This is a genomic window from Kribbella sp. CA-294648 (assembly GCF_050943845.1).
Lineage (GTDB): Bacteria > Actinomycetota > Actinomycetes > Propionibacteriales > Kribbellaceae > Kribbella.
In genome coordinates, this window is the sequence record NZ_CP191981.1 from 1,274,172 (window position 1) to 1,295,609 (window position 21,438).

The following is a 21,438-nucleotide window of genomic DNA, read 5'->3' on the forward strand; positions in this document are numbered from 1 at the left end:
CGGTCTCATGGCCACGGGGATGACCGACAAACCGACGCTGCGCACGGTCGCCGCCGCGGCGGGAGTCTCGATCGCCACGGTGTCCTACGTGCTGTCCGGGCATCCGCGCAGCCAGACGATCTCGGACAGCACCGCGGACCGGGTCCGGGAGACCGCCGCGCGGCTCGGGTACCGGCGGAACGACGCGGCCCGCGCGATCCGGACGGGCAAGTCCGACCTGGTGCTGTTGTCGCTGAGCGTTCTCGCCGATCCGTGGGCGCAGGCGGTCGCCGCTGACGTCAGCGCGGCCGTGCAACCGCTCGGCAAGACCGCGCTGATCGTGGCCGACGGCGACTGGCGGACCGTGCTGGCGAACCGGACGCCGGACGTGATCTTCATCGATCACGTCCGCGACGACCCGGCCCTGGTTGCCGATCTCGAGGCGTTCGCGGCTCAGGGCGTGCAGATGGTCGTGTTCAGTGAGGTGCTGGAACCGCGTGGTTTCGACGTGATCCGGTCGGGCGCCGAGCCGCGTTGCCATCTGGCGGTGGAGCACCTGCTGGAGCGGCACACCCGGATCGGCGCCCTCACCTCGAAGCTGACCGGATCGCCGCGGTTCGACGCTTATCTGCGCACGATGGAGACGGCCGGCGTACCGGTGCTGGACGAACTGGTGGCTACTTATGAGCCGCATCCGGAGGGGGCCTACCGGGCCGCGATGTCGGTGCTCAACCGGCCGGACCGGCCGACGGCGCTTTACTGTACGACGGACTTCGCCGCGATCGCCGCGATCCGGGCCGCGCACCGGTTGCGGCTCGACGTACCGGGGGATCTGGCCGTGGTCGGGGTCGGCAACACGCCGGAGGGGGAGCATCTGGATCCGGCGCTGTCGACGGTCGGGCCGGTCGGGTTCAATCGCGCGTTGTGCCGGATCATCGTGGACCGCCTCACCGACCGCGAAGGGGCGGACGGCAAGGTGTTCGACTTCCCTTGGCAGTTGATCGTGCGCGAATCGTCCTCTTAGAACAGCCGCGCTGGTGCCGCCTCTTCCAGGTCGAGTAGGAACTGCTTGCGCTGGAGGCCGCCGGCGTACCCGGTGAGCTTGCCGTTCTTCCCGACCACGCGGTGGCAGGGGACGATGACGGAGAGCGGGTTGCTGCCGACCGCCTTGCCGACCAGTTGAGCGAGTTGCCTGTCGCCGAGCCGCTCCGCGAGTTCGCCGTACGTCGTGGTCTCGCCGCGCGGGATCTCGTCGAGCAGGGCCCAGACTTGCTGCTGGAACGCGTCGCCGCCGCGTCGTTCGATGGGGAGATCGAAGGTGTCGCGTTCGCCGGCGAAGTACTGGTCCAACTGGCGGGCGGCGTCGGTCAGGAGCGGGTCGTTCGTCGTTTGCTCGCCGAGCGTTGCTGTGGTGGGTTTCACCCAGTGGTGGGGGAAGTAGACGCCGATCACTGCGTTGCCTGAGGCAACTAGCGTGAGGTCGCCGAGGCGGGTGCTGACGATCGCGTGCTGGTTGTGCATTTCTCCTCCAGTCGGAGCCTGTACTGGTAGAACGCTTAGGGTTGCCGTTGTGTGAGGATGGCGGGATGTTGTTGCCGGGGAGTGGTTGGGAGCCGGTCAGCGGCGGGGAATCCGCGACCGACGTGTTTCGCCGTGGTGCGGTCTATGCGAAGTGTTGCGGGCCTGCTGGGGTTGAGGAGTTGCAGGCTGAGCGCGAGCGGGTCGAGTGGCTTGCCGGTACTTCGATGCCTGGCGCCTCGGTGCTCGACTGGATTGAGAGTGACGAGGGCGCTGCGCTGCTGACGTCTGCGGTGCCGGGGGTCGCGGCGAGTGAGCTGCCGTGGTCGGAGAAGCTGGTGGCCGGCTTCGCGTCGGCTCTGCGGTCGTTGCATGACCTGCCGGTTTCGACATGCCCGTTCGAGCGGCCGCTGACTGAGGTACTGGGGCTGGCGGAGGACGTCGTACGGCGGGGTGCGGTGAACCCGGACTTCCTCACCGACGAGTGGCGACTGGTGGAGCCGTCCGAGCTGTTGGCCCGATTGCACGCCGAGTTGCCGGAGGTCGCTTCAAAGGCAGATCTTGTGGTCTGCCATGGCGACGCCTGCTTGCCGAACTTCCTGTTCGATCCCGACACACTCGAGTTCACCGGCGTGATCGACCTCGGCCGCCTCGGCATCGCGGACCGGCATGCCGACCTCGCCCTGGTCAGAGCTCAGTTGGCCGACGAGTGGTCGGTCGACGCCGACAGCTTCTTTGCTGTGTACGGCCTGACGCCGGACCCCCAGCGGCTCGACTTCTATCACTTGCTCGACCCGCTCACCTGGGGCTGAGCCCGACCTCGGCCGGAAACCAGGTCGAGCGATCCTTCGGGTCGGCCACCCGGATCCCCTTCGCGATCGCCAGCACCATGTTTTCCCGACCCGCTCCGGTGGTGCCGCCGCCCCGTGCACCCACCACGACATCGAAGCTCCCGTACGGGATCCGCACCTGTCCGTCGGCGCTGATCCGGCCGGGTCGTCCATTGATCTGGACCGGTCGCTCACCGGGCGGAACATGTGTCCGCGACGGCCAGTGGAGGATCACACTGATCGCCCCCATCGGGCTGCCGATCACGCGGATGTCAATGAAGTTGGCGGGGGCGTCGATCGACCGGACCCGGGCACCGGGCGGCAGATACCCGAACTCGACGGGCGCAGCAAACGTCCCGAAATCGAGGCTCTCGGCAAACCGCCGGACCTGCTGTTCGGCGGCGCCGCGATCCTTGAGATCCGGCGTGCAGCCGACCAGTGCCCAGCGGCCTGTCCGGTAGCTCCACGCGAGCATCAGGTGCTTCTGCCGAGTTGTCGTGGCGGGGGCCTCGATCAGGTGCGCCGGGTGGCCGCTGACCGTCGTCTCTTTCAGGAGTTTGCCGCGTTTGGCCGGGTTGTAGTTGTTCACGGGGTAGTCGGTCACCACGCAGGACGCCCGGTTCGGGCCGGAGTAGATCCGGCTGGTCGAGCTCGGTTCCACGCTCACCCACCGCTGAGTCCACTCCGGTGGCGGATTGGGGGTTGTCGTGTTTTCCGTGACGGGTGGTGGTGAGCCTTTGCGGTCGAGCCCGACTGGTACGAGGACCGCTGCGGCGACGGCCGCCGCCACGGTTGCGAGTACGAGGGAACGACGGAGCCGGCGTACCGGCGTACGGGTGGCTTCTGACGGCTCGGCCTGCTGGGTCTGTTCGGCTCGTTCGGCGAGGAATTCGAGGGCTTCGCGAAGGGACTGCTCAGTGCGCATGGTCGGACACCTCCGCGGTGAGCTGGATCTTGAGGGTGGCCAGGGCGCGGGACGAGTAGCCGCGCACGGTGCCTTCCGTGCAGCCGAGGGTCTCGGCGATCTCGGCATCCGACTGGCCGACCAGGTACCGCAGTACGACGACCGCGCGCTGCCGCTTGGGCAGGGCGCACAGTTCGGTCAGCAGTTCCATCCGTTCGGCGATCAGGCCGGCCGGATCGGGGACCGAGCCGACCACGTCGAGCAGTCCGCTCGGCTCGATCCGGGCCCACTTGCGGCGCCAGGACAGGAACTCGTTGACGACCATCCTGCGGACGTAGGCGTCCGGGTAGTCCAGGCCGCTGATCATGTCCCACTTGCGGTGGACCCGGACCAGCACCTCCTGGACGACATCCTCGCCCAGGTGGCGCCCACCGCAGAGCACGGTGGCGAACGCGAGCAACCGCCCGCGGCCGTCCCGCACCCACTGATCGAACGTCATACCTCTGAAACGCCTCCCGAGCCGCATCCGTTGTGCGGCTACCTTGAACTTTGTGGACAGCGAGGTGCGGGTCGAGATCGTGGGGTTCGTGGTTTCGCCGGTGCATGCCTACGAGGGGCGGCCGGAGAACGGACCCCGGGTGGATGCTCTGATGGCTGGGCCGCAGGAGATCGAGGTTCGGGCCGGGTTGGGGATCGTGGGGGATCGGTACTTCGGTCGGTCGGCGCATCGGAAGGCCGCGGTGACGGTGTTTGATGCCGGGGCGCTGGACGAGTTGGCGATGGGGTTGGGGCTGGACGAGGTGCCTGATCCGGTGCTGACCCGGCGGAACATCATCATCCGGGGGTATCCGATCGACCAACTGGCGGCGCGGCGGATGGGGTCGGGCGAGCGGGTGCCGGGGCGGAGCTTCACGGTGGACAGCGGGTCGGGGCCGGTGCGGTTCCAGGCGCATCGGCCGGCCAATCCGTGCGCGTGGATGGACGTCGTACTGGCGCCTGGTGCCTTCAAGGGTCTTCGCGGGCGCGGTGGTGTCCGGTGTGAGCCGTTGGACTCCGGGATCTTGCGCGTGGGGCCGGCCACCCTGACAGTCGGGTAGTACCGGCTTTTCTGCTGGTTTTCGGTGCTGGGAGTTACGGTCCGATGATGGTGGGGCGGTGGATGGTTGCGACGGTGCTGACGGCTGCCCTCGTGGGCTGCACCGACACGGCGCCATCCGGTACTGCGGAGCCGACTGTTGAGCAGTCCGTGCCGGAGAGCGCTCCGACGACTGCTTCCGCCACTCCGACTCCGACGCTCGGCAAGCCGACGCCGTCCCGGTCGCCCTCGCCGACACTCTCGCCGACGCCGTCGCCGACCGGGGCGAAGCCGACGGGTGGCCGTTCCTCGGCCACCGCCGTGACGATGCTCGCCATTCCCGCGATCGGCGTCCGCGCGCTCCGCGTCGTCGCCTACACCGGCACGGCGGACGACAAGCCCGGCACGGTGATCCAGGATCGTGGCGTGTTCGCGTCGCCACGCGGGCCGGCGGGCGGGGTCGGCCCGGGGGAGATCGGCAACTTCATCGTCACCGGGCACCGGACCACCCACGGCCGGCCGTTCGGGCGGCTACCCGAGCTGCGGAACGGCGAGCACGTCTTCGTCACGTCCAACGGAACCGTCTACGACTACGTGGTGAACCGGACGATGACGATCTCGTTCCGCAAACCGGCCGAGAAGGCGCAACAGAACGCCGCCGTACCGGGCCGGCCGGGGGTGGCGCCGACCCAGGCGATGCTCACCCTGTCGACCTGCGCAACCCCGGAAGACCATGCCGCCGGCAACTACTGGAAAGACGCCCTGAACAACCCGGAACACCGCATCAACAAGATCGCCACCCTGGTCAGCACCCGCCCAGCCCGCTGACCCGCCCCAGCGGCGCCTGCCTCGCTGCCCCGCCGAGTCCGCTGACCGCCTGGCGGCGCGGACCGCCCCCACTCACAAACCTGCCACTCCCTGCCGGGAGCATGCCGGCGCACGCTCGGCCGGCTGCGACCGATGGAGGATGCTCCTATGGATCGTCAAGTGGTGGTTAGGACGTAGTAGAGCTCGCGGGCGATGTGTCGTTTGAGGCAGCGGATGATGTCTTTTTTGGAGGCCTTCGGTGGTTCTGCGGTTCATGTAGGCGCGGGTTCTGGGGTCCCAGCGGAGTCTGCAGATGACGATGCGGTGGAGGGCTGCGTTGGCTTGGCGGTCGCCTCCGCGGTTGAGGCGGTGTCGGTGGGTTCGGCCGGACGAGGCGGGGATGGGTGCGGCGCCGCAGAGCATCGCGAAGGCTGCTTCGGAGCGGATGCGGTCGGGGTTTTGGCCGGCGGTGACCAGGAGTTGGCCGGCGGTGTCGGCGCCGACACCGTTGAGTTCGAGCAGGCGGGGGTTGATCTGCTCGACGAGTGGCTGGATGAGGGTGTCGAGGTCGGTGATCTCGTCGGTGAGGTGGTTGTGTCGTCGGGCCAGGCTGCGCAGTGCGATTTTGGCGGCTTGGGCGGGCTGGTCGGCGTGGCTGTGGTCGGGGCGCAGCGCGGTGCAGGTGGTGATCAGCTGCGTCACCGTCAGGGCTCGGAGTTGGTCGCGGAGCGGGTCGGGTGCGGTGATGATGAGTGTTTTCATTCTGCGGATGCAGTCGGCGCGCTGGCTGATCGCGCTGCGGCGGGCCACGCGCAGGTTGCGGAGTGCCTCGACTGGGCCGGTGCGGGTTTTCGGTGTCGCGGTCCGGGTGCCGGACAGGGCCGCGCGGGCAGCTGCTTCGGCGTCGACCGGGTCGGATTTGCCGGCCGCGCGCCGGGTCTTTCGGTCGGGCCGATCGACCTCGACGATGTCGACGTTGTGGCTGGTCAGGTAGTTGGCCAGACCGTGGCCGTAGGCGCCGGTGCCCTCGATCCCGACTTTCGCTACGGAGCCGAAGGTCCGCAGCCAGGCCAGCAGGTCGCGGTAACCCGGTGCGGTGGCGGGAAACGTACGGTGATCCAGGAGCCGCCCGACAGGGTCGATCACGGCCGCGGTGTGAGTGTCGCGATGGGTATCGACACCACCGGTCACAGCAGACTGGAACTCGATGTTTTCACGTGCGATGGTGGACATCAGCCGTCCTCTCACTAGGGCTAGGGCGGCACGCACCAGCCGAGGCAAGCGGACAAAACAGTGATGGGTGCCTGCTGGCACAGGCTCCTATGAAGTCACGATCCCCCGGGTCCGGTGAGTGCAGTGGCTCCGCAGCAGACCGACCGACAGATCCTGTTGAAGACCCGTAGTCAGTTTGAGAGCGAGTCAGGACGGTCCCTGCGGAGCCACACCCACATCATCACTGTTTGTGAGTGGGGGCGGTCCGGGCCTCAGCGGCCGAACTTCCACCACTTCGGTTTGTTGGCCTTGATCTCGTCCGGGGTCAGCGGCGGGGGGACCGGTGGGCGGGACTCCTCGGTGAGGAAGTTGCCGGACTCGGTGTCGTACGGCGTCACGCCCAGCTTGCTGCTGATCTGCATCACCAGCGGGATCGAGCGCGGCCCGTCGATGTAGAAGGTGATGTCGCGGACCTCGACGCCCTTGCCGATCGACATCTCGACGTCGTAGTCGGCATTCTTCAGCTGCAGCCAGGACCGCTTGCTCGCGTCCACGTCGGGCGCGAGCTCGCGCACCTGGTCGACCACCGCTTCCGCAGTACCGAGTGAGGGCGGTTGGTAGCCGTCCGGAATGTCCTCGAGGCGGCGTACGCCTCCTGGCCCTCGCATCGCGTAGATAGCCCAGCTCATACCGACAGCATTGCTCAGTGCCGGTGAGCGGCCGGAACCGGGTCCGGGTGCTCAGCCCCGCTTGCGGGCGCTGACGAGTGCGAAGCCGAGGTACTCGCCCTGGTCGGCGCGGAGCATTTCCAGGATGCCGTCCGGGGTGCCGGTGCGCTCGGAGGCGGCTTCGGCCCAGGCGAGCCAGTCGCTCCAGCCGGACTTCTGCATCCGGGCCGAGACGTCCTCGACCAGTTCGGTGATCTCCCACTGGAACCGCCACCACTCGGGGGTGTGCCAGGCGATCGCCTCCCAGCCGACCAGCTTCTTGATGTGCTCCGGGATGTAGCCGAGGTCGCGGACCTCCCGGGTCATCGCGGGAGTGGCGACGCCGAGCCGGCCGCCGGGTTTGAGGAAGCCGGTGAGGTAGGCGAGGTAGTTGTCCGCCGTACCGAAGTACTCGTAGGCGTCGATGCAGACGATCACGTCGAAGAACTCGCGGGCGAAGGGCAGCGTGTGGGCTTCGGCCTTGAGTGCGGTGGCGTCGACGCCGTGGGCCGCGAAGTTGGCGGCGGCGTCGGAGGGGTCGACCCACAGGTCGGCAGCCCAGACCTGGACGCCGTACTCCTTCGCCAGGAAGACCGAGGTCGCGCCCTTGCCGGAGCCGAGGTCGAGGACCTTGAGGCCGGGCGTCAGGTCGAGTTCGCCCGCCAGATCTTCGAGCAGCCAGAGCGGATTCGGGCCCATGTCGCAGTCGAGCAGCCAGTCGGCGTCGTACTTCGAGGACAGCGGGTACTCGGCTCGCGTCAGGTCGACCATGGGTACAGCCAACCGGTCCACAGTTGGAGTCGCAACAGGTTTGGACGGGCTCGACAATTGTCGGTGGCGGCAGGCAGAGTGCGGTGGCATGAAGGTGAGGCCGATCGACGAGGACGGGTTGCGGCAGGTCGAGCAGTGGCTGGCCGCCGATCCGGACGGTGGCGCGAGCTTCGGCGGGTTCTACGGCCAGGCGGTGCGGCGCTGGACGCCGTTGCTCCAGGCACCGAGCCGGCACGGCTGGATCACCTTCGACGAGACCGGCCTGATCGGCTTCATCGACCTGGAGATCCTCGACGACGAGGCCGAGATCATGTACTACGTCAGCCCCGGCCGCCGCGGCGAGGGCCTGGGCCGCCCGACCGTCGAGCACGTCGTCGAGCTGGCCAGGAAGCTCGGCGCCCAGTTCATCCACGCAACGGTGGAGCCCACCAACAACGCCTCGCTGGCCACCCTGCGGGGTGCTGGCTTCACCGACGAAGGCCCCGACGAGTTCGGCGAGATCGAGTTCACCCTCCAGCCCAATGCCTGACTACGTCGGCGTCCTCGCCTTCCGCGCGGACCAGCTCACCTTGATCCGCGAACGCTATGAGCGCTGGGAAGACGACCACTGGACCCTCCCGAGCGGCGCCGTCGAACCAGGCGAGTCACCCGCGGAAGCAGCTGTTCGCGAGTTGCGCGAGGAGACCGGCCTGATCGCCGCAGTCGACCGGCTCATCCTGGTCAGCGAGGTCCTGGTGGTCAGCCGGGACGACGCGGTGCGCAGTACGGCGTGGAACTACCGCGTCGACCTCCCGGACGGCGACTTCGCCATCGACGATCCCGACAACTCCGTCCAGGAAGCCCGCTGGTTCCCCCTCCCCGAGGCCATCCGGCACCTGGCCGACCTCCCCTACCCACCCCTCAGCCACCCAGCCGTCGCCTACCTCCGCGGCACCCCACCCACCCGCTGGACCTTCACCTTCGACGCCACCCTCGACTTCCTCAACCGAACCTACGAATCCACCACCTCACCGCTCTGACAGGTAGCTCAGGATCCTGGCGACCGAGGTCTCGGTGGGCTCGCCCGAGGTGTCGATCAGAAGCTCGTACGAGTGGGTGGCGAGAGCGTCGTACAGGGCGATGTCCGGTTCGAGGAAGCCGTTGTAGCGGTCGGTGCGGTGGAGTTCGCGTTCGCGCAGGACCGGGAGCGGGCAGGTGATGCCGATCAGGATCACGTCGAAGGCGCCGAACAACTCGTCGTACCGCGGCAGGTCGCTCGGACGGATGATCGACTCGGCGACGATGTCGAAGCCGTGGCCGGCCAGCTCGCGGAGGCAGGACAAGTACGCGTCGACGAAACGGTCGAACAGGCCGGGGACGCGTCCCCGCAGCCAGAACTCGGGTTGGATCGCGGCGCGGAAATCGTCCAGGGACTGGTAGAACGCCGGGGTCGTCAGGGCTTGGTGCAGGGCTGTGGCGAGGGTGGTCTTGCCGGTGGAGGGTGCGCCGTTCAGGAAGACGATGCGGCTCATCGGGGCAGGGTACGGGGTGGGGAAATGGGGTGTCCCCGGGTTTTTGGGTGGGGATCATGGGGGGATGGTGGAACTGGATCCGTTGATCAGGGCGTTTTATGCCGAGCGGTACGTCGAGGACTCGCGGCTGGTGCGGTCGGGGCATGGGCGGCTGGAGTTCTTGCGGACGCAGGAGCTGGTACGCCGGTACCTGCCGTTGCCGGGGGCAAGTGTTTTGGATGTGGGTGGGGCGACGGGGGTGCATGCGCGGTGGTTGGCCGACGACGGTTACCGGGTGACGCTCGTCGATCCGGTGGAGGAGCATGTCGCCAAGGCGGCGGAGGTCGGGACGTTTGCGGCGGTGGTCGGGGATGCGCGGGAGTTGGCGCAGGAGGACGACAGCTTTGACGTCACCTTGTTGCTCGGTCCGCTGTATCACCTGGTCGAGGCGGCTGATCGGGCGCAGGCGTTGAGTGAGGCCCGGCGGGTGACCAGGCCGGGTGGACTGGTGGTTGCTGCAGGCATCAGTCGGTACGCCGCGCTGCTGGAATACGGCACCAAGGGCATGCTGATCGAGAAGCTGCAGCTCTTCGCCGACGCCCTCGCAACCGGCCGCAACCACGACGACCCGAACGGCTTCACCAACGCGTACTTCCACCACGCGGACGAGTTGCGAGCGGAGTTCGAGAACGCGGGGCTGGGCGGGGTCGAAGTACTGGGTGTCGAAGGACCAGCCGCCGCGACGCTCGAGCACGCCCCGGCCGACGACGTACCGCGGCTACTTCCGTCCGCGATCGCGCTGGCGCGGCTGGTCGAGGACGATCCGCGAGTGATGTCCGCAAGCTTCCACTTCCTCGCCTTCGGCCGGGCTTAGCCCGATAAGCCGGACCGCCCCCACTCACAAACCACAGCTGATCGCACCTGGCTACGCCTGCGCGGGCGCGCCGGCGGCCGGAAACGGCAGGATTGTGAGTGGGGGCGGTCCGGGGCTAAGCGGCTGGGCCGGTCAGGGTTGGGCGGCTGGGCCGGTCAGCTTTGACGGGGTGATGCGGATGACGGTGCGTACTACGTCGGGTGGGAGGTCGAGGTATTCCTGGCCGGCGCCTTCGCCCTCGTAGTGTTCGGCGAGTTGGTAGGCGAGGGCACGGCCGGTGTCTTCGGTGATTGTCGCGGTGCCGCGGATCTCGACGTACTGGTCGGGGTCGTCCTTCGCGATCACCAGCAGGCTCGCGCGCGGATCGCGGAGCAGGTTGACCTCCTTGCGTCGGCCGGCCTGCGTTGAGATGACTACCTCGTCGCCGTCGGTGCCGACCCACACGACGGATGTCTGCGGGCTTCCGTCTGGGTTGATCGTCGCCAGGATCCCGGGATTACCGCCTTCTACGAGCTTCCGTGCGGCATCAGTCAAGGTCATGCCACGGACCCTAGATCACCTTCAGACCAGGTCGCCTTCAGTGCTTCCACCCGCACAGAGAGTCAGGTCAGGTCGCGAAGCGATGTCAATAGCTGCAATTCGGTACATCGATGGAGTCCGCGCGTCGTAGCATCGGGCGGCGGTCCGGGCTGGGGGTGGCTCCGATCGTCAATCGACATGATGGGTCCGGGGCCGCGCCCGGGACTGGGGAGAAGCGGGGATGCATGGCCGAGGAGTCGGGGCCCAGGCCCGGGCATTTCCTGCCGAAGGACGACCAGCCGGACGGGTTGCCGACGAACGGGCAGCCGGGCGAGTTGCCGCCGGGCGGGTTGCCGACGTATGGGCAAACCGACGGGTTGCCGACGTACGGGCGGTCGGGGGTGCCGGCTTACGGGGCTCCGTCGGAGCCGCTCGCCGCGCCGACGTCGCGGCTCGGTCGGGGCGCTGAAAAGACGGCCGGACCGCCGTTGCTGTCCGGGTCGCGGCTCGGGCCGCCGCCTGCTGGTGATCGGGCGGCCGCCGCGTTCAAGGCGCGGTACCAGCCGGAGCCGATCCCGTTCCAGCCGAAGAAGAAGTCGAAGGCGCTGATCGCCGGCCTCGTCGCGGGCGCGCTGGTCGTGGCCGGCGGCGCCGTTTTCGGGGCGACCAAGGTGCTCGCGTCGTACGACGACTTCGTCGCGAACCCACTCGGTACGCCGTCCGTCAAGCAGCCCGGCACCCAGTCCGACCAGCAGCCGTCGGACCAGCAGGCGACCGCCGAGCCGACGCCCGATGTGGTCGTGCTGCTGGAGAACAAGCTCTACTCGGCCGGCAAACCGACGCCGGTCAAGTGCCGCGAACCCGCCTTCCGGCCGACCTCCAAGAGCAACGTCAAGGCGTACTACCAGGCGCTCCTGATCTGCATGAACAAGTTCTGGGAACCCGTCGTCCGCAAGAGCGGTCACGAGTTCCACCCGCCGAGGCTGATCATGTTCGACGACGGCCAGGAGACCGCGTGCGGCGTACAGGAGAAGGTCTCCTCGTACTGCGCCGCCGACGGCGGCAGTGTTGCGCTGCCGTGGGAGGACCTCCAGGGCGAGTACGCCGAGAATCGGTCGCTGGCCCGCATCGACATGGCCGGCGCGCTCGGTTACGTCTACGGCGTCCACGTCCAGAACCTGACCGGCATCCTCGAGTCGTCGATCCGCCGCCAGGCAGAGTCGGCCACGCCGGCCCTGAAGCTGGAGCAGACCCGGCGGTCGGCCTTGCAGGCGGCCTGTCTGTCCGCCGTCTTCCTGGGTGCGGAGCGGGCCACCTTCCCGGTCACCGGCGACCTGCTGACCTGGTGGACGTGGCGGAGCAAACACGGCGGCGATGACAGCGACCCGCGCAAGGTGCGCGACCATGGGTCCGACAAAAGCGTCGCGCTGTGGACGAACAGAGGCTTTTCGGTCCCGGACCCTGGCTCCTGCAACACTTTCGTGGCAGCTGCGGCCAAGGTCAGCTGAGCACCGAGGACTTGGGGTAGACGGATGGCGGACGACGAGCGGGTGCCCACGCCCGGGCCCACGATCGGACACTTCTTGCCGGGTGGAGCGGGCGACCAGCCTGACCCCGTCCCGGTCGGCACGCCCCGTACTGCGCTGACGCCCGCGGAGGCCGTCAACCGTCGCCAGCTCGGCCTCGGCAAGGCCCGTCCGGTCGGCGCCGAGGTCGACCCCAGCCTGCGGAAGGCCGCGCCGCAGCCATCCGACCCGGAGTACCGGGGGTTCGGTGCACCCCCGGCCGCGCCGCTGGCCGGTGCGCCCGTTACGCCGCTGCAGGGTGGCCGGCAGATCGGTGGGGCTCGCCCGGTCGGCTGGAACACCATGCCCACCAGGACCGGCCTACCGCAGTTCGACACCCAGGCGCCGCAGCTGAAGGGTCCTCGCCGCTTCTCCCATCCCATCGTGGGCTTGCTGTCGGCGCTGGCCCTGATCGTGGTGGCCGGAGGCGCCTTCTCCGGCTACAAGGTGATCGACTCCTACGACAGAACAGTCGCGAACCCGCTCACCAGACCAACGGTCAGGCCGTCGGAGAAGCCCGTCCCGGCCCCTCCGCCCCCGACTGTCACCAAGACGGTCCAGCCGGTGCCGGACGCGGTCCGGCTGCAGAAGAACGGGCTCTACGCGGTCGGCAAGCTGGCGAGCGTCAACTGTGCTCTTCCGAAGGTCAAGCCGGACAGCAAGACGAACGTACTGCGCTTCTACCAAGCGGTGCTGCCCTGCCTGCACGAGACCTGGGAGCCGCTGGTCCTGAAAGCCGGCTACCCGTTCCGCCAGCCCAAGCTGGTCCTGGCCACCAAGACACGCAGCGGAGCGTGCACTGGTCAGTCGACCGACTGGGTGGCGTACTACTGCGGGGCCGACGAAACCATGACCATGAAGTGGGAGCAGACGGTCAAGTACTACAAGGAAGATCCGGTCACCGCCGTCAATCTCCTGACCACCATCGCGCACGAGTACAGCCATCACGTGCAACTGCTGACCAACATCCTGATCTCCTCGGCTTCCCAGGAGGGTTGGGCGAAGAACAAGGCGGCGGAGCTGGAGTGGTCCCGCCGGCTGGAGTTGCAGGCCGACTGTCTGGGCGCGGTCTTCCTCAGCGCGAACAAGAAGGCACTCGACCTCCAGGGCGAGCGGCTGAGGTTCTGGGTGTACGCGTCCAAGAACGGTGGTGACGATCCGAAGAAGGACCGCGACCACGGCTCCCGCAAGAGTGCCGAGTACTGGGCGACCCGCGGATTCGCGACCGCCGACCCGGCCTCCTGCAACACCTACACCGCGCCGGCGGCAAAGGTCAGTTGAGCCGGAGCTTGAAACCCTCGTGGGTGTTCTCGAAACCCAGGCGGTGGTAGAAGCGGTGGGCGTCGGCGCGAGCCTTGTCCGTGGTGAGCTGGACGAGGGCGCAGCCGCGAGCGCGGGCTTCTTCGATCGACCACTCCAGCAGCGTCGTACCGAGGCCGGTACCGCGGGCTGAGGCTGTCACCCGGACTGCCTCCACCAGGCCGCGGGTGGCGCCCTTGCGGGACAGGCCGGGGATGATCGTCAACTGCAGCGTGCCGACCAGCTCACCGTTGCGCTCGGCAACAACCAGGACCTGGTTCGGGTCGGCGGCGATGGCCTCGAAGGCGGCCTGGTACGGCGTCAGGTCGTCCGGGCTCTCCCGCCGGGCGGCGATCTCGTCGTCGGTCAGCATCGCGACGATGCCGGGCAGGTCGGTGGCGGTGGCGCGGCGGATCACGACATCGGTCATCCCGACAGCATCTCAGGGCCCGCACGGCCCTTACCGGGCAGGGGGTCTGGTGACAGTAATTGCCTTACGCAATCACATTGCGTTAGAAAACGGGGTTTGCGGGCCGTCCGACCGGGCACGGGTGCAAGCAGACACCACTGCATCCGCCCGGAGCCGGAGTCGCGCGGACGGGTGCGTGGCGGCGGTTGCGGGCCAGTCCGGAGAGGAAAGCCGATGTCTGCACTGGCAATCGACTTCACCCAGCCCTTTGAAGATGCCTTCGGCAAGCTTCTCGGGTTCATCCCCAACCTGCTCGGCGGTCTCGTCATCCTGGCGGTCGGCTACATCGTCGCCAAGGTGCTCGGCAAGCTGGTGGGCAAACTGCTCGGCAAGGTCGGTTTCGACCAGTGGATGGAACGGGCCGGCGTGTCCGGCATCCTGCAGCGGTCCGGCACGGGGCTGACCGCTTCCGCGATGCTCGGCAAGGTCGTGTTCTGGTTCGTCTTCCTGATCAGCTTCACGATGTTCGCCTCGGCGCTCGGCGTGCCGGAGATCTCGGCGTTCATGTCCGACATGCTCGCCTACATCCCGCGGATCTTCGCCGCGATCGTGATCATCTGCCTGGCGGCGCTGTTCGCGAACTTCCTGGCCGCGATCATCCGCGGCGCCACCGGCAACGAGACCCTCGCCAAGGTCGGCCGGTACGCCGTCCTGGTGTACGCCGCGTTCGCCGCGCTGACCCAGCTCGGCATCGCGGTCCAGCTGACCGGCAACACCCTGCTGATCGTGCTCGCAGGTGCCGCGCTCGCACTCGGCCTCGCTTTCGGCCTCGGGGGCCGCGAGATGGCCGGCCAGGCGCTGCACACCCTGTTCGACCGCACCTCGACGAACACCGCCGGCTCCAACGGCATGACCGGCTCGAACGGCGTGGGTTCCACGGGCACCGGCTCCAACGCCACGGGCGGGTCGAGCGGCATGGGCGCGAGCGCTGGGGCCGGCACTGGGACGCAGGCCGGCTACCCGTCGCAGGAGGCGCCGTACGCGCAGCCGGACGAGCAGTACCCGGCCCACCACGGCGCGCGGGGCTCGAACGGCAACTGGAACGGCGGCGACAACAGCTGGTCCAGCGAGCCCCCGCGACACAGCTAGGTCTGCCACTCCCGACGGGCGGGCGCACCCAGCGCCCGCCCGTCCCCAAAACCCCAAAGCTCAGGAGGGTAGTCAACTAGCGGGACTACCCTCCTGACCCAACGAGAGAACTACTGCTTGTCGTTGGGGACGTTGGTGTCGCCGCCGGGGCCGGCTCGGCGGACGTCTTCTACCTTGGCCATCGCCTCGCGGAGCTCGGCCAGCCAGCTTTCGCTGTGCTGGGCGACCAGCTTCACGCACCAGCCCAGCGCGTCGCTGCGAGACCGGGCGACCCCGGCATCCACCAACGTATCCAGCACCTGACGCTCCGGCTGACGCAGCCGCGTCATCACCGGCGCCGACAGCGACGTGAACACCGTGCGCGTCCCGCCGGCCTGCACGCCCCAGGCGACCTTCCGCCGGGTCGCGTGCTCCAGTTCGCGCGCAATCTCGATCCGCTTCTCCCGGGTGTCCTCCCGGAACTGCCTGATCCGGCCCTCCTCGGCCGCCGACCGCTCGGCCGCGCTGACCTCGCCGTCCTGCTCCGGCGCCTTGATCGTCCCGACCACGAGAATCTCGTCGCGATCGATACTCACCTCGGGCTCACCCTCGAACCATCTCGCGGGAAGCCGCCCGGTCAGCCACCCCCGCACCCGCTCATTCTCTGTCTGTGTACTCATGTAATCATGATTACACAGCAATCAAGGGCGGGCCAGAAGTCGATCCTGGCCCGCCGTCGACAAGCTCGGCAATTACGCGGCCGGGGGTGGGGCGTAGCTGGCTCGGAGGGTGTGGTGGGCGGTGGGTGGGGCGTTGGTGTGGTCCAGGCCGAGAAGGGCGGCGCCGACGACGGGCGGGACGTCGATGACGCGGGCTACTGCTTTGGGGGCTGCCGCGGCGAGCAGGCGCAGTACGGTCTCCATCAGCAGCGGGTGGCCCGCGGTGAGGACACCACCTCCCAGTACTACGTCCGTCGGCTCGCTCAAGAGGTCCAGGCGGGTCATGGCGACGACCGCCATGGCGACGATCTCCTCCGCTTGCCGGTGGACCACTGCTGTGGCGACGGGATCGCCGGCGGCCGCGACCTGGAAGAGCAGCGGCGTCGCCTCCAGTCGGCGGGAGACCGGGATGTCGCCCAGGTGGAGCGCCTCGATCAGTGCCGGCATGGACTGGAGGCCGTAGTGCGCCGGGAGAACGGTAGCCAGGGCCGTCGCCGGGCCCCGGCCGTCGTCCGCGCGGGCCGCGGCCCAGAACGCCTCGTCCGCAAGTTGTTGCCCACCGCCCCAATCGCCGGAGATCCGGCCGACCGCCGGGAACCGTGCGGTCCGGCCGTCGGGGAGCAGGCCGGCGCAGTTGATGCCCGCGCCGCAGACCACCGCGACCCCGCGCGGCTCGTCCACGCCCGCGCGCAACAGGGCGAAGGTGTCGTTGGCGACGTGGACCGAGGTGGCCCAGCCGTGCGACTCGAACGCCTCGGCGAGCCGCTCTTCCTCGATCGGGAGATCCGCGTTCGCCAGGCACGCGGAGATCTGCTGCACCAGCGGGACGTCACCGACCGCGAGACCAGCCTCGGCCGCGGCGGCGGCGACCAGCGGGGCCAGCCCGTCGACCGCGGCCGCGGCACCGATGATGTGCGGCTCGAAGCCGCCGCCGCGCGCAGTACCGAGGACTGTTCCGTCGGCGGAGACGAGGGCCACGTCGGTCTTGCTGTTGCCGGCGTCGAAGGCAAGGACACCGCCCGGCACCAGGGGTCTGACCAACTTGTTCACCTCGTCCACCATCGTCACGCCCATAGGAGGTGCTCGCGGTTGTGCGCGAGCAACTTGTCGGTGAGCTGGTTGGCGTACTCGATCTGCCCGATCAGCGGATGCGCCAGCAGAGCGTTGAACACCCGTTCCGCACCACCCTTCAGAGCTGCCTCCAGAGCAAGATTCTCGTACGCCGTGATGCTCGCGACCAGTCCGGCGTACAGCGGCTCGAGGGGCGAGATCGGCAACGGCGCAGTACCGGCTGCTCCTACAGTCGCCGGTACTTCGATCACCGCGTCGTCGGGGAGGAACGGCAGCGTGCCGTTGTTGAGGGTGTTGACCACCTGGACGTCGCCGGTGTCGTTGAGCAGCGAAGACGCCAGCGCGACCGCGGCCTCGGAGTAGTACGCGCCACCCCGTTGCTCCAGCAACGCGGGCTTCTCGTCCAAGGTCGGATCGGCGTACAGGTCGAGCAGTTCCTTCTCGATCGCGGCGACCTCGGCGGCCCGCGACGGCTTCTCCAGCAGCTCGCGGACGACCTCGTCATGCGCGTAGAAGTAGCGCAGGTAGTACGACGGTACGACGCCGAGCTGCAGCAACAGTTCGGCCGGCAGCTTCAGTTCCGCGGCGAGCTCGGCCGAGTGCGAGGCGAGCAGCTTCGGCAGGACGTTCTCGCCTTCGACGCGGACGGCCCGTTCCCAGGTCAGGTGGTTGAGCCCGACGTGGTCGAGCGAGACCTGCTCCGGCGTGACGCCCAACATGCCGGCGAACTTCCGCTGGAAACCGATCGCCACGTTGCACAGCCCGACCGCCTTGTGGCCTTCGGACAACAGCGAGCGGGTGACGATGCCGACCGGGTTGGTGAAGTCGATGATCCATGCGTCCGGGTTGGACCGGCGGACCCGCTCGGCGATGTCCAGTACGACGGGGACCGTGCGCAGCGCCTTCGCCAGGCCGCCCGCGCCGGTAGTCTCCTGGCCGACGCAACCGCACTCGAGCGGCCACGTCTCGTCCTGGTTGCGTGCGGCCTGTCCGCCGACGCGGAGCTGGAGCAGTACCGCGTCCGCGCCGTCGACCGCTGACTCCAGGTCGGACGTGGTGACCACGCGACCCGGATGCCCTTGTTTGGCGAAGATCCGCCGGGCCAGCCCGCCGACCAGCTCGAGCCGGTCGGCGGCCGGGTCGACCAGCACCAGTTCGGTGACCGGCAGCGAGTCGCGCAACCGGGCGAACCCGTCGATGAGTTCAGGCGTGTAGGTGGATCCGCCACCGACGACTGTGAGTTTCAACCTTTGACCCCTGTGAGTGTGACGCCTTCGATGAAGGCCCTTTGGGCGAAGAAGAACAGGATGATCACCGGAGCCATCACCAGCAGGGTCGCTGCCATCGTGAGGTTCCAGTTGGTGTGGTGGGCGCCCTTGAAGGATTCCAGGCCGTAGCTGAGGGTCCAGGCGGCCGGGTTCTCGCTGGCGTAGATCTGGGGCCCGAAGTAGTCGTTCCAGCAGTAGAAGAACTGGAACAGCGCGACCGCCGCGATGGCCGGCTTGGCCATCGGCAGCACGACCCGGACCAGCGCCCGGAACTCGCCGCAGCCGTCGACCTTGGCGGCGTCGACGTACTCCTTCGGGATGGTCAGCAGGAACTGCCGGAGCAGGAAGATCGAGAACGCGTCGGTGAACGCCATCGGGATGATGAGCGGCCACAACGTCCCGGACAGGTGCAGTTCCTTGGCCCAGAACAGGTACATCGGCACGATCACGACCTGGGGCGGCAGCATCATCGTGGAGATCACCAGCATCATCGCCAGGTTGCGGCCGCGGAACTTGAACCTGGCCAGGGCGTACGCGACGGGGATGCTGGACAGCAGGGTCAGCACCGTTCCGAGTACGGCGTACATGAGGGTGTTCTTCCACCAGGTCAGGAAGCCCGGGGTCTCCCACACGGTGCGCAGGTTCTCCCAGTGCCAGCTGTCCGGCCACAGATCGCGGGTCAGTGCCTGCTGGTCGCTCATCAGGGCGGTCAGAGCGACGAACACGAACGGCAACACGAAGAACAACGCCGCCGCGATCGCCAGGGTGTGTACGGCGACCCAGTTCAGAAACCTGGTACGCCGGGCGTCGCGCCCCGCCGCGGTCGGGCCGGGGGTGTCCGCGGGTGTCTCGATCCTCGGGGTGGTCAGGGTACTCATTCAGCAGTCTCCTAGTCGTCCGTGGCCAGGAAGCCACTGCCGCGGCGCATCAGGAACGCCGTGAACACCATCGCCAGTACGAACAGCACCAGCGCGATCACGCTCGCTCCGCCGGTGTCGAACCGCTGGAAGCCGAGGTTGTAGACCAGCTGGGGAAGGGTCAGCGTCGACTTGTCCGGGTAACCGGGTTCGAACTGCTGACCCGATCCGCCGATCACCCCACTGGCGACCTTCCCGGCGATCAGTGGCTGCGTGTAGTACTGCATGGTCTGGATGACGCCGGTGACGACCGCGAACAACACGATCGGCTGGATGTTCGGCAGTGTCACCGCCACGAACCGTTGCCACGAGCTCGCGCCGTCGAGTGCCGCCGCCTCGTACTGCTCCTTCGGTACGTCGAGCAGCGAGGCCATGAAGATCACCATCAGGTCGCCGATGCCCCAGATGGCCAGCAGGGTCAGGGCCGGCTTCGACCAGGCCGGGTCGTTGAACCAGCCCAGTTGCGGCAGTCCGACCTTGCCCAGGATGCTGTTGACCGGCCCGGTCCCTGGGTTGAGCAGGAACGCGAACGCCATCGTGGCGGCCACCGGCGGTGCGAGGTACGGCAGGTAGAACATGGTGCGGAACAGTCCGGCGCCGGTTTTCACCTTGGTGATCAGCATCCCGATGCCGAGCCCGAAAAGGACTCGCAGCGTGACCATGACGATCACCAGCCAGAGCGTGTTGCGCAGGGCCGGCCAGAAGAACGGGTAGTCGGTGAAGACGTAGCTCCAGTTCTTCAGGCCGGTCCACACCGGCGGGGTGAAACCGTCGTACTTCATGAAGCTGAAGTAGACGGTCGAGGCCAGCGGGTAGAGGAAGAAGACGCTGACCCCGATCAGCCACGGGGAGAGGAAGGCCAGGTTGCGCAGCCGTTCGCGGCGCCGCTGTGTCCTGAGCCCTGCGGAGATGGTCGTCATCACTTGGCCTGCGCGATGTCCTTGTCGATCTGCTGGTCGGCCTTGGCCAGACCGGCAGCGATATCGGTCTGCTTCCCGGACTCGACGGCGTAGGCGAGGTCGGTCAGGGTGAGCTGGTAGGCGCCGCCGTTCGGGCTGGCCGGGGTGGTGCTGCTCTTCGGGTGCTGGGCGATGTCGAGGAAGACCTTGAACTTCTCGTCGACCTTCAGGTCCGGCGACTTCAGCGCCTCCAGGGTGGACGGCACGTTGTGGATCCCGTTGGAGAAGTCGACCACGGCCTTGGTGTCGGTGGTCATGTACTTGACCAGCTCCCAGGCGGCGTTCTGCTTCTGGCTGGTGTTCGCGATCCCGATGATGGTGCCGGACAGGTAGCCCTTGCCGTAGCTGTCCTTCTGCTCGTCCGGGACCGGGAACGGCGCGACGCCGATGTCGAACTTCACGCCGGCTTCCTTGGCCATCCCGAGCCGCCACTCGCCGTCCATCGCCATTGCCACCTGGCCGGTGTGGAAGGGGTTCTTGGCGCCCCACTCGTCACCGAAGGTCGCGCGGTACTTCTCCAGCTTGGTGAAACCACCGAGTTCCTTGACCAGGTTCGACTGCCAGGTCAGCATCTTGGCGAACGCCGGGTCGCCGGCCAGGTTCGACTTGCCTTCGGGGGTGAAGTACGTCGCGTTCCACTGCGCCGCGAGGTGGGTGGGCGTCGCTTCGTAGCCGTGCCAGTTCGGCATGAAGCCGAGCTGGGCATAGCCGTCACCCTTGGGTTTGGTCAGCTTCTTCGCGGCCGCGTCGAACTCCGACAGCGTCTTCGGCGGCTCGGTGATCCCGGCCGCCTTGAACGCGTCCTTGTTGTAGTACAGGCCGTAGGCGTCGTTCAGCAGCGGCAGGGCACAGCGCTGGTCCTGGAACTGCGTGTAGTCCTGCAGCGGCTTCGGGAACGTCTTGTCCAGGTCGACGCCGGACTTGTCGAGGAACGGCTTGAGGTCGGCGAACACCTTCGAGGAGCAGAACGTGCCGACGTTGTCGGTGGTGAAGGACGACACCACGTCCGGGGCGTTCGGGCCGCCGGCCCGCAGCGCCTGCTTGATCTTGTCGTCGTTGATGTTGCCGACGACCTTCACCTTGATGTGCGGGAACTTCGCCTCGAACGACTTCACGTTCGCCGCGATCGCGGCCGCCTCGCTCGGCGCGCTCCAGCCGTGCCAGAAGGTGATCGTGGTGGGCTGGGTGGCGTCGTCGTTCGCCTTGGGGGCGCTCGACGTACCGGTGCAGGCGGTACCGAGCAGCGCGATCGCGGCGGAGGCGATCACTGCTTTGTGGACTCGACGCATTTCCGTTTTCTCCTGATCCTGGGTGGAGCGGGACTGCATTGGGGTGTGCGGATCCACCGGACCGGGTTGGTGTCCCGGTCCGGGGATGTGGCTGGGCGGCTGGCGGCGCTAGTGGCGCCGGTTGGTCG

At 68.0% G+C, this 21,438-nt stretch carries 25 protein-coding genes and 1 pseudogene; 10 read left to right on the forward strand and 16 right to left on the reverse strand.

Annotated elements, in window-relative coordinates; translation table 11 throughout:
- Nucleotides 1–7 precede the first annotated feature (7 nt).
- The gene (locus ACQPYM_RS06235; RefSeq protein WP_433016193.1) at nucleotides 8–1,003 is read left to right on the forward strand and encodes a LacI family DNA-binding transcriptional regulator; all 996 of its coding nucleotides are present in this window, start codon (nucleotides 8–10) and stop codon (nucleotides 1,001–1,003) included.
- Here the strand turns inward: ACQPYM_RS06235 and ACQPYM_RS06240 are convergent.
- On the reverse strand, nucleotides 1,000–1,500 hold the full coding sequence (locus ACQPYM_RS06240; RefSeq protein ID WP_433016196.1) for a methylated-DNA--[protein]-cysteine S-methyltransferase: 501 nt from the start codon (nucleotides 1,498–1,500) through the stop codon (nucleotides 1,000–1,002). The genes ACQPYM_RS06235 and ACQPYM_RS06240 overlap by 4 nt on opposite strands.
- Before the next feature lie 65 nt (nucleotides 1,501–1,565).
- Between ACQPYM_RS06240 and ACQPYM_RS06245 the strand changes: the two genes are divergently transcribed.
- Nucleotides 1,566–2,309, forward strand: a complete 744-nt coding sequence (locus ACQPYM_RS06245; RefSeq protein ID WP_433016199.1) for an aminoglycoside 3'-phosphotransferase — start codon at nucleotides 1,566–1,568, stop codon at nucleotides 2,307–2,309.
- Here the strand turns inward: ACQPYM_RS06245 and ACQPYM_RS06250 are convergent.
- Nucleotides 2,296–3,252, reverse strand: a complete 957-nt coding sequence (locus ACQPYM_RS06250) for a hypothetical protein (RefSeq protein WP_433016202.1) — start codon at nucleotides 3,250–3,252, stop codon at nucleotides 2,296–2,298. The genes ACQPYM_RS06245 and ACQPYM_RS06250 overlap by 14 nt on opposite strands.
- Complete coding sequence (locus ACQPYM_RS06255) at nucleotides 3,242–3,730, reverse strand: SigE family RNA polymerase sigma factor (RefSeq protein WP_433016205.1); 489 nt, start codon at nucleotides 3,728–3,730, stop codon at nucleotides 3,242–3,244. The genes ACQPYM_RS06250 and ACQPYM_RS06255 overlap by 11 nt, the downstream gene beginning before the upstream one ends.
- 52 nt (nucleotides 3,731–3,782) lie before the next feature.
- Between ACQPYM_RS06255 and ACQPYM_RS06260 the strand changes: the two genes are divergently transcribed.
- On the forward strand, nucleotides 3,783–4,328 hold the full coding sequence (locus ACQPYM_RS06260) for a molybdenum cofactor biosysynthesis protein (RefSeq protein ID WP_433016208.1): 546 nt from the start codon (nucleotides 3,783–3,785) through the stop codon (nucleotides 4,326–4,328).
- Between the two features lie 34 nt (nucleotides 4,329–4,362).
- On the opposite strand, the gene ACQPYM_RS06265 is transcribed toward ACQPYM_RS06260, so the two are convergent.
- On the reverse strand, nucleotides 4,363–4,623 hold the full coding sequence (locus ACQPYM_RS06265) for a hypothetical protein (protein WP_433016211.1): 261 nt from the start codon (nucleotides 4,621–4,623) through the stop codon (nucleotides 4,363–4,365).
- A 10-nt stretch (nucleotides 4,624–4,633) separates the two neighbouring features.
- Here ACQPYM_RS06265 and ACQPYM_RS06270 point away from each other — a divergent pair, with 10 nt between their 5' ends.
- The gene (locus tag ACQPYM_RS06270) at nucleotides 4,634–5,134 is read left to right on the forward strand and encodes a class E sortase (protein ID WP_433016214.1); all 501 of its coding nucleotides are present in this window, start codon (nucleotides 4,634–4,636) and stop codon (nucleotides 5,132–5,134) included.
- A 155-nt stretch (nucleotides 5,135–5,289) separates the two neighbouring features.
- On the opposite strand, the pseudogene ACQPYM_RS06275 reads toward ACQPYM_RS06270, so the two are convergent.
- The 3 genes and pseudogenes from ACQPYM_RS06275 to ACQPYM_RS06285 all read right to left on the reverse strand — a co-directional run bounded on the left by ACQPYM_RS06275 (nucleotide 5,290) and on the right by ACQPYM_RS06285 (nucleotide 7,803).
- Nucleotides 5,290–6,346 (reverse strand): annotated as a pseudogene (locus tag ACQPYM_RS06275) (IS110 family transposase).
- Nucleotides 6,347–6,597: 251 nt separating this feature from the next.
- A complete protein-coding gene (locus ACQPYM_RS06280; RefSeq protein WP_433016217.1) occupies nucleotides 6,598–7,014 on the reverse strand; it encodes a hypothetical protein in 417 nt (138 codons plus the stop codon).
- Nucleotides 7,015–7,065: 51 nt separating this feature from the next.
- Complete coding sequence (locus ACQPYM_RS06285) at nucleotides 7,066–7,803, reverse strand: SAM-dependent methyltransferase (protein WP_433016220.1); 738 nt, start codon at nucleotides 7,801–7,803, stop codon at nucleotides 7,066–7,068.
- 88 nt (nucleotides 7,804–7,891) lie between these two features.
- On the opposite strand from ACQPYM_RS06285, the gene ACQPYM_RS06290 reads away from it, so the two are divergent.
- Nucleotides 7,892–8,332, forward strand: coding sequence for an N-acetyltransferase family protein (locus ACQPYM_RS06290; RefSeq protein ID WP_433016223.1), 441 nt, complete (start codon nucleotides 7,892–7,894; stop codon nucleotides 8,330–8,332).
- Complete coding sequence (locus tag ACQPYM_RS06295; RefSeq protein WP_433016226.1) at nucleotides 8,325–8,822, forward strand: NUDIX hydrolase; 498 nt, start codon at nucleotides 8,325–8,327, stop codon at nucleotides 8,820–8,822. The genes ACQPYM_RS06290 and ACQPYM_RS06295 overlap by 8 nt, the downstream gene beginning before the upstream one ends.
- On the opposite strand, the gene ACQPYM_RS06300 is transcribed toward ACQPYM_RS06295, so the two are convergent.
- The gene (locus ACQPYM_RS06300; protein WP_433016228.1) at nucleotides 8,811–9,314 is read right to left on the reverse strand and encodes a phosphotransferase-like protein; all 504 of its coding nucleotides are present in this window, start codon (nucleotides 9,312–9,314) and stop codon (nucleotides 8,811–8,813) included. The two genes, ACQPYM_RS06295 and ACQPYM_RS06300, sit on opposite strands and share 12 nt — an antisense overlap.
- 64 nt (nucleotides 9,315–9,378) lie before the next feature.
- Between ACQPYM_RS06300 and ACQPYM_RS06305 the strand changes: the two genes are divergently transcribed.
- Nucleotides 9,379–10,167 (forward strand): class I SAM-dependent methyltransferase, encoded by a 789-nt coding sequence (locus ACQPYM_RS06305; protein ID WP_433016231.1) that lies wholly within the window; start codon nucleotides 9,379–9,381, stop codon nucleotides 10,165–10,167.
- Nucleotides 10,168–10,299: 132 nt separating this feature from the next.
- Here ACQPYM_RS06305 and ACQPYM_RS06310 read toward each other — a convergent pair whose 3' ends face one another.
- Nucleotides 10,300–10,707 carry a PPOX class F420-dependent oxidoreductase gene (locus ACQPYM_RS06310; RefSeq protein ID WP_433016234.1) on the reverse strand — a complete coding sequence of 136 codons (408 nt, stop codon included), beginning with the start codon at nucleotides 10,705–10,707 and terminating at the stop codon, nucleotides 10,300–10,302.
- Nucleotides 10,708–10,931: 224 nt separating this feature from the next.
- Here ACQPYM_RS06310 and ACQPYM_RS06315 point away from each other — a divergent pair, with 224 nt between their 5' ends.
- Together ACQPYM_RS06315 and ACQPYM_RS06320 are read left to right on the forward strand one after the other, a co-directional pair.
- Nucleotides 10,932–12,194 (forward strand): neutral zinc metallopeptidase, encoded by a 1,263-nt coding sequence (locus tag ACQPYM_RS06315; RefSeq protein ID WP_433016237.1) that lies wholly within the window; start codon nucleotides 10,932–10,934, stop codon nucleotides 12,192–12,194.
- A 24-nt stretch (nucleotides 12,195–12,218) separates the two neighbouring features.
- The gene (locus ACQPYM_RS06320; RefSeq protein WP_433016239.1) at nucleotides 12,219–13,532 is read left to right on the forward strand and encodes a neutral zinc metallopeptidase; all 1,314 of its coding nucleotides are present in this window, start codon (nucleotides 12,219–12,221) and stop codon (nucleotides 13,530–13,532) included.
- Here ACQPYM_RS06320 and ACQPYM_RS06325 read toward each other — a convergent pair.
- Nucleotides 13,525–13,980, reverse strand: a complete 456-nt coding sequence (locus ACQPYM_RS06325; protein WP_433016242.1) for an N-acetyltransferase family protein — start codon at nucleotides 13,978–13,980, stop codon at nucleotides 13,525–13,527. The two genes, ACQPYM_RS06320 and ACQPYM_RS06325, sit on opposite strands and share 8 nt — an antisense overlap.
- 213 nt (nucleotides 13,981–14,193) lie before the next feature.
- Between ACQPYM_RS06325 and ACQPYM_RS06330 the strand changes: the two genes are divergently transcribed.
- Nucleotides 14,194–15,108, forward strand: a complete 915-nt coding sequence (locus tag ACQPYM_RS06330) for a mechanosensitive ion channel family protein (protein WP_433016244.1) — start codon at nucleotides 14,194–14,196, stop codon at nucleotides 15,106–15,108.
- Between the two features lie 110 nt (nucleotides 15,109–15,218).
- Here the strand turns inward: ACQPYM_RS06330 and ACQPYM_RS06335 are convergent, their stop codons facing one another.
- The 6 genes from ACQPYM_RS06335 to ACQPYM_RS06360 form a co-directional block, all read right to left on the reverse strand.
- On the reverse strand, nucleotides 15,219–15,767 hold the full coding sequence (locus ACQPYM_RS06335; RefSeq protein WP_433016247.1) for a hypothetical protein: 549 nt from the start codon (nucleotides 15,765–15,767) through the stop codon (nucleotides 15,219–15,221).
- Nucleotides 15,768–15,839: 72 nt separating this feature from the next.
- Nucleotides 15,840–16,880: an N-acetylglucosamine kinase gene (locus ACQPYM_RS06340; protein WP_433016250.1), complete on the reverse strand. Its 1,041-nt coding sequence runs from the start codon at nucleotides 16,878–16,880 to the stop codon at nucleotides 15,840–15,842.
- Nucleotides 16,871–18,124 (reverse strand): 6-phospho-beta-glucosidase, encoded by a 1,254-nt coding sequence (locus ACQPYM_RS06345; RefSeq protein WP_433016253.1) that lies wholly within the window; start codon nucleotides 18,122–18,124, stop codon nucleotides 16,871–16,873. Before ACQPYM_RS06345 ends, ACQPYM_RS06340 begins: the two co-directional genes overlap by 10 nt.
- Nucleotides 18,121–19,023, reverse strand: a complete 903-nt coding sequence (locus ACQPYM_RS06350; protein WP_433016256.1) for a carbohydrate ABC transporter permease — start codon at nucleotides 19,021–19,023, stop codon at nucleotides 18,121–18,123. The genes ACQPYM_RS06345 and ACQPYM_RS06350 overlap by 4 nt, the downstream gene beginning before the upstream one ends.
- A gap of 11 nt (nucleotides 19,024–19,034) precedes the next feature.
- On the reverse strand, nucleotides 19,035–19,982 hold the full coding sequence (locus ACQPYM_RS06355) for a carbohydrate ABC transporter permease (protein ID WP_433016259.1): 948 nt from the start codon (nucleotides 19,980–19,982) through the stop codon (nucleotides 19,035–19,037).
- Nucleotides 19,982–21,310: an ABC transporter substrate-binding protein gene (locus tag ACQPYM_RS06360; RefSeq protein ID WP_433016262.1), complete on the reverse strand. Its 1,329-nt coding sequence runs from the start codon at nucleotides 21,308–21,310 to the stop codon at nucleotides 19,982–19,984. The genes ACQPYM_RS06355 and ACQPYM_RS06360 overlap by 1 nt, the downstream gene beginning before the upstream one ends.
- Nucleotides 21,311–21,438 lie beyond the last annotated feature (128 nt).

Excerpts from the sequence above, each read along its gene's own strand:
- ACQPYM_RS06310 (WP_433016234.1), bottom strand. The coding sequence starts at position 10,707 with ATGACCTTGACTGATGCCGCACGGAAGCTCGTAGAAGGCGGTAATCCC.
- ACQPYM_RS06285 (WP_433016220.1), bottom strand. The coding sequence starts at position 7,803 with ATGGTCGACCTGACGCGAGCCGAGTACCCGCTGTCCTCGAAGTACGAC.
- ACQPYM_RS06355 (WP_433016259.1), bottom strand. The coding sequence starts at position 19,982 with ATGACGACCATCTCCGCAGGGCTCAGGACACAGCGGCGCCGCGAACGG.
- ACQPYM_RS06325 (WP_433016242.1), bottom strand. The coding sequence starts at position 13,980 with ATGACCGATGTCGTGATCCGCCGCGCCACCGCCACCGACCTGCCCGGC.
- ACQPYM_RS06245 (WP_433016199.1), top strand. The coding sequence starts at position 1,566 with ATGTTGTTGCCGGGGAGTGGTTGGGAGCCGGTCAGCGGCGGGGAATCC.
- ACQPYM_RS06350 (WP_433016256.1), bottom strand. The coding sequence starts at position 19,023 with ATGAGTACCCTGACCACCCCGAGGATCGAGACACCCGCGGACACCCCC.
- ACQPYM_RS06250 (WP_433016202.1), bottom strand. The coding sequence starts at position 3,252 with ATGCGCACTGAGCAGTCCCTTCGCGAAGCCCTCGAATTCCTCGCCGAA.
- ACQPYM_RS06235 (WP_433016193.1), top strand. The coding sequence starts at position 8 with ATGGCCACGGGGATGACCGACAAACCGACGCTGCGCACGGTCGCCGCC.
- ACQPYM_RS06240 (WP_433016196.1), bottom strand. The coding sequence starts at position 1,500 with ATGCACAACCAGCACGCGATCGTCAGCACCCGCCTCGGCGACCTCACG.
- ACQPYM_RS06300 (WP_433016228.1), bottom strand. The coding sequence starts at position 9,314 with ATGAGCCGCATCGTCTTCCTGAACGGCGCACCCTCCACCGGCAAGACC.
- ACQPYM_RS06340 (WP_433016250.1), bottom strand. The coding sequence starts at position 16,880 with ATGGGCGTGACGATGGTGGACGAGGTGAACAAGTTGGTCAGACCCCTG.
- ACQPYM_RS06360 (WP_433016262.1), bottom strand. The coding sequence starts at position 21,310 with ATGCGTCGAGTCCACAAAGCAGTGATCGCCTCCGCCGCGATCGCGCTG.
- ACQPYM_RS06335 (WP_433016247.1), bottom strand. The coding sequence starts at position 15,767 with ATGAGTACACAGACAGAGAATGAGCGGGTGCGGGGGTGGCTGACCGGG.
- ACQPYM_RS06320 (WP_433016239.1), top strand. The coding sequence starts at position 12,219 with ATGGCGGACGACGAGCGGGTGCCCACGCCCGGGCCCACGATCGGACAC.
- ACQPYM_RS06270 (WP_433016214.1), top strand. The coding sequence starts at position 4,634 with ATGCTCGCCATTCCCGCGATCGGCGTCCGCGCGCTCCGCGTCGTCGCC.
- ACQPYM_RS06315 (WP_433016237.1), top strand. The coding sequence starts at position 10,932 with ATGGCCGAGGAGTCGGGGCCCAGGCCCGGGCATTTCCTGCCGAAGGAC.
- ACQPYM_RS06305 (WP_433016231.1), top strand. The coding sequence starts at position 9,379 with ATGGTGGAACTGGATCCGTTGATCAGGGCGTTTTATGCCGAGCGGTAC.
- ACQPYM_RS06290 (WP_433016223.1), top strand. The coding sequence starts at position 7,892 with ATGAAGGTGAGGCCGATCGACGAGGACGGGTTGCGGCAGGTCGAGCAG.
- ACQPYM_RS06255 (WP_433016205.1), bottom strand. The coding sequence starts at position 3,730 with ATGACGTTCGATCAGTGGGTGCGGGACGGCCGCGGGCGGTTGCTCGCG.
- ACQPYM_RS06295 (WP_433016226.1), top strand. The coding sequence starts at position 8,325 with ATGCCTGACTACGTCGGCGTCCTCGCCTTCCGCGCGGACCAGCTCACC.
- ACQPYM_RS06280 (WP_433016217.1), bottom strand. The coding sequence starts at position 7,014 with ATGAGCTGGGCTATCTACGCGATGCGAGGGCCAGGAGGCGTACGCCGC.
- ACQPYM_RS06330 (WP_433016244.1), top strand. The coding sequence starts at position 14,194 with ATGTCTGCACTGGCAATCGACTTCACCCAGCCCTTTGAAGATGCCTTC.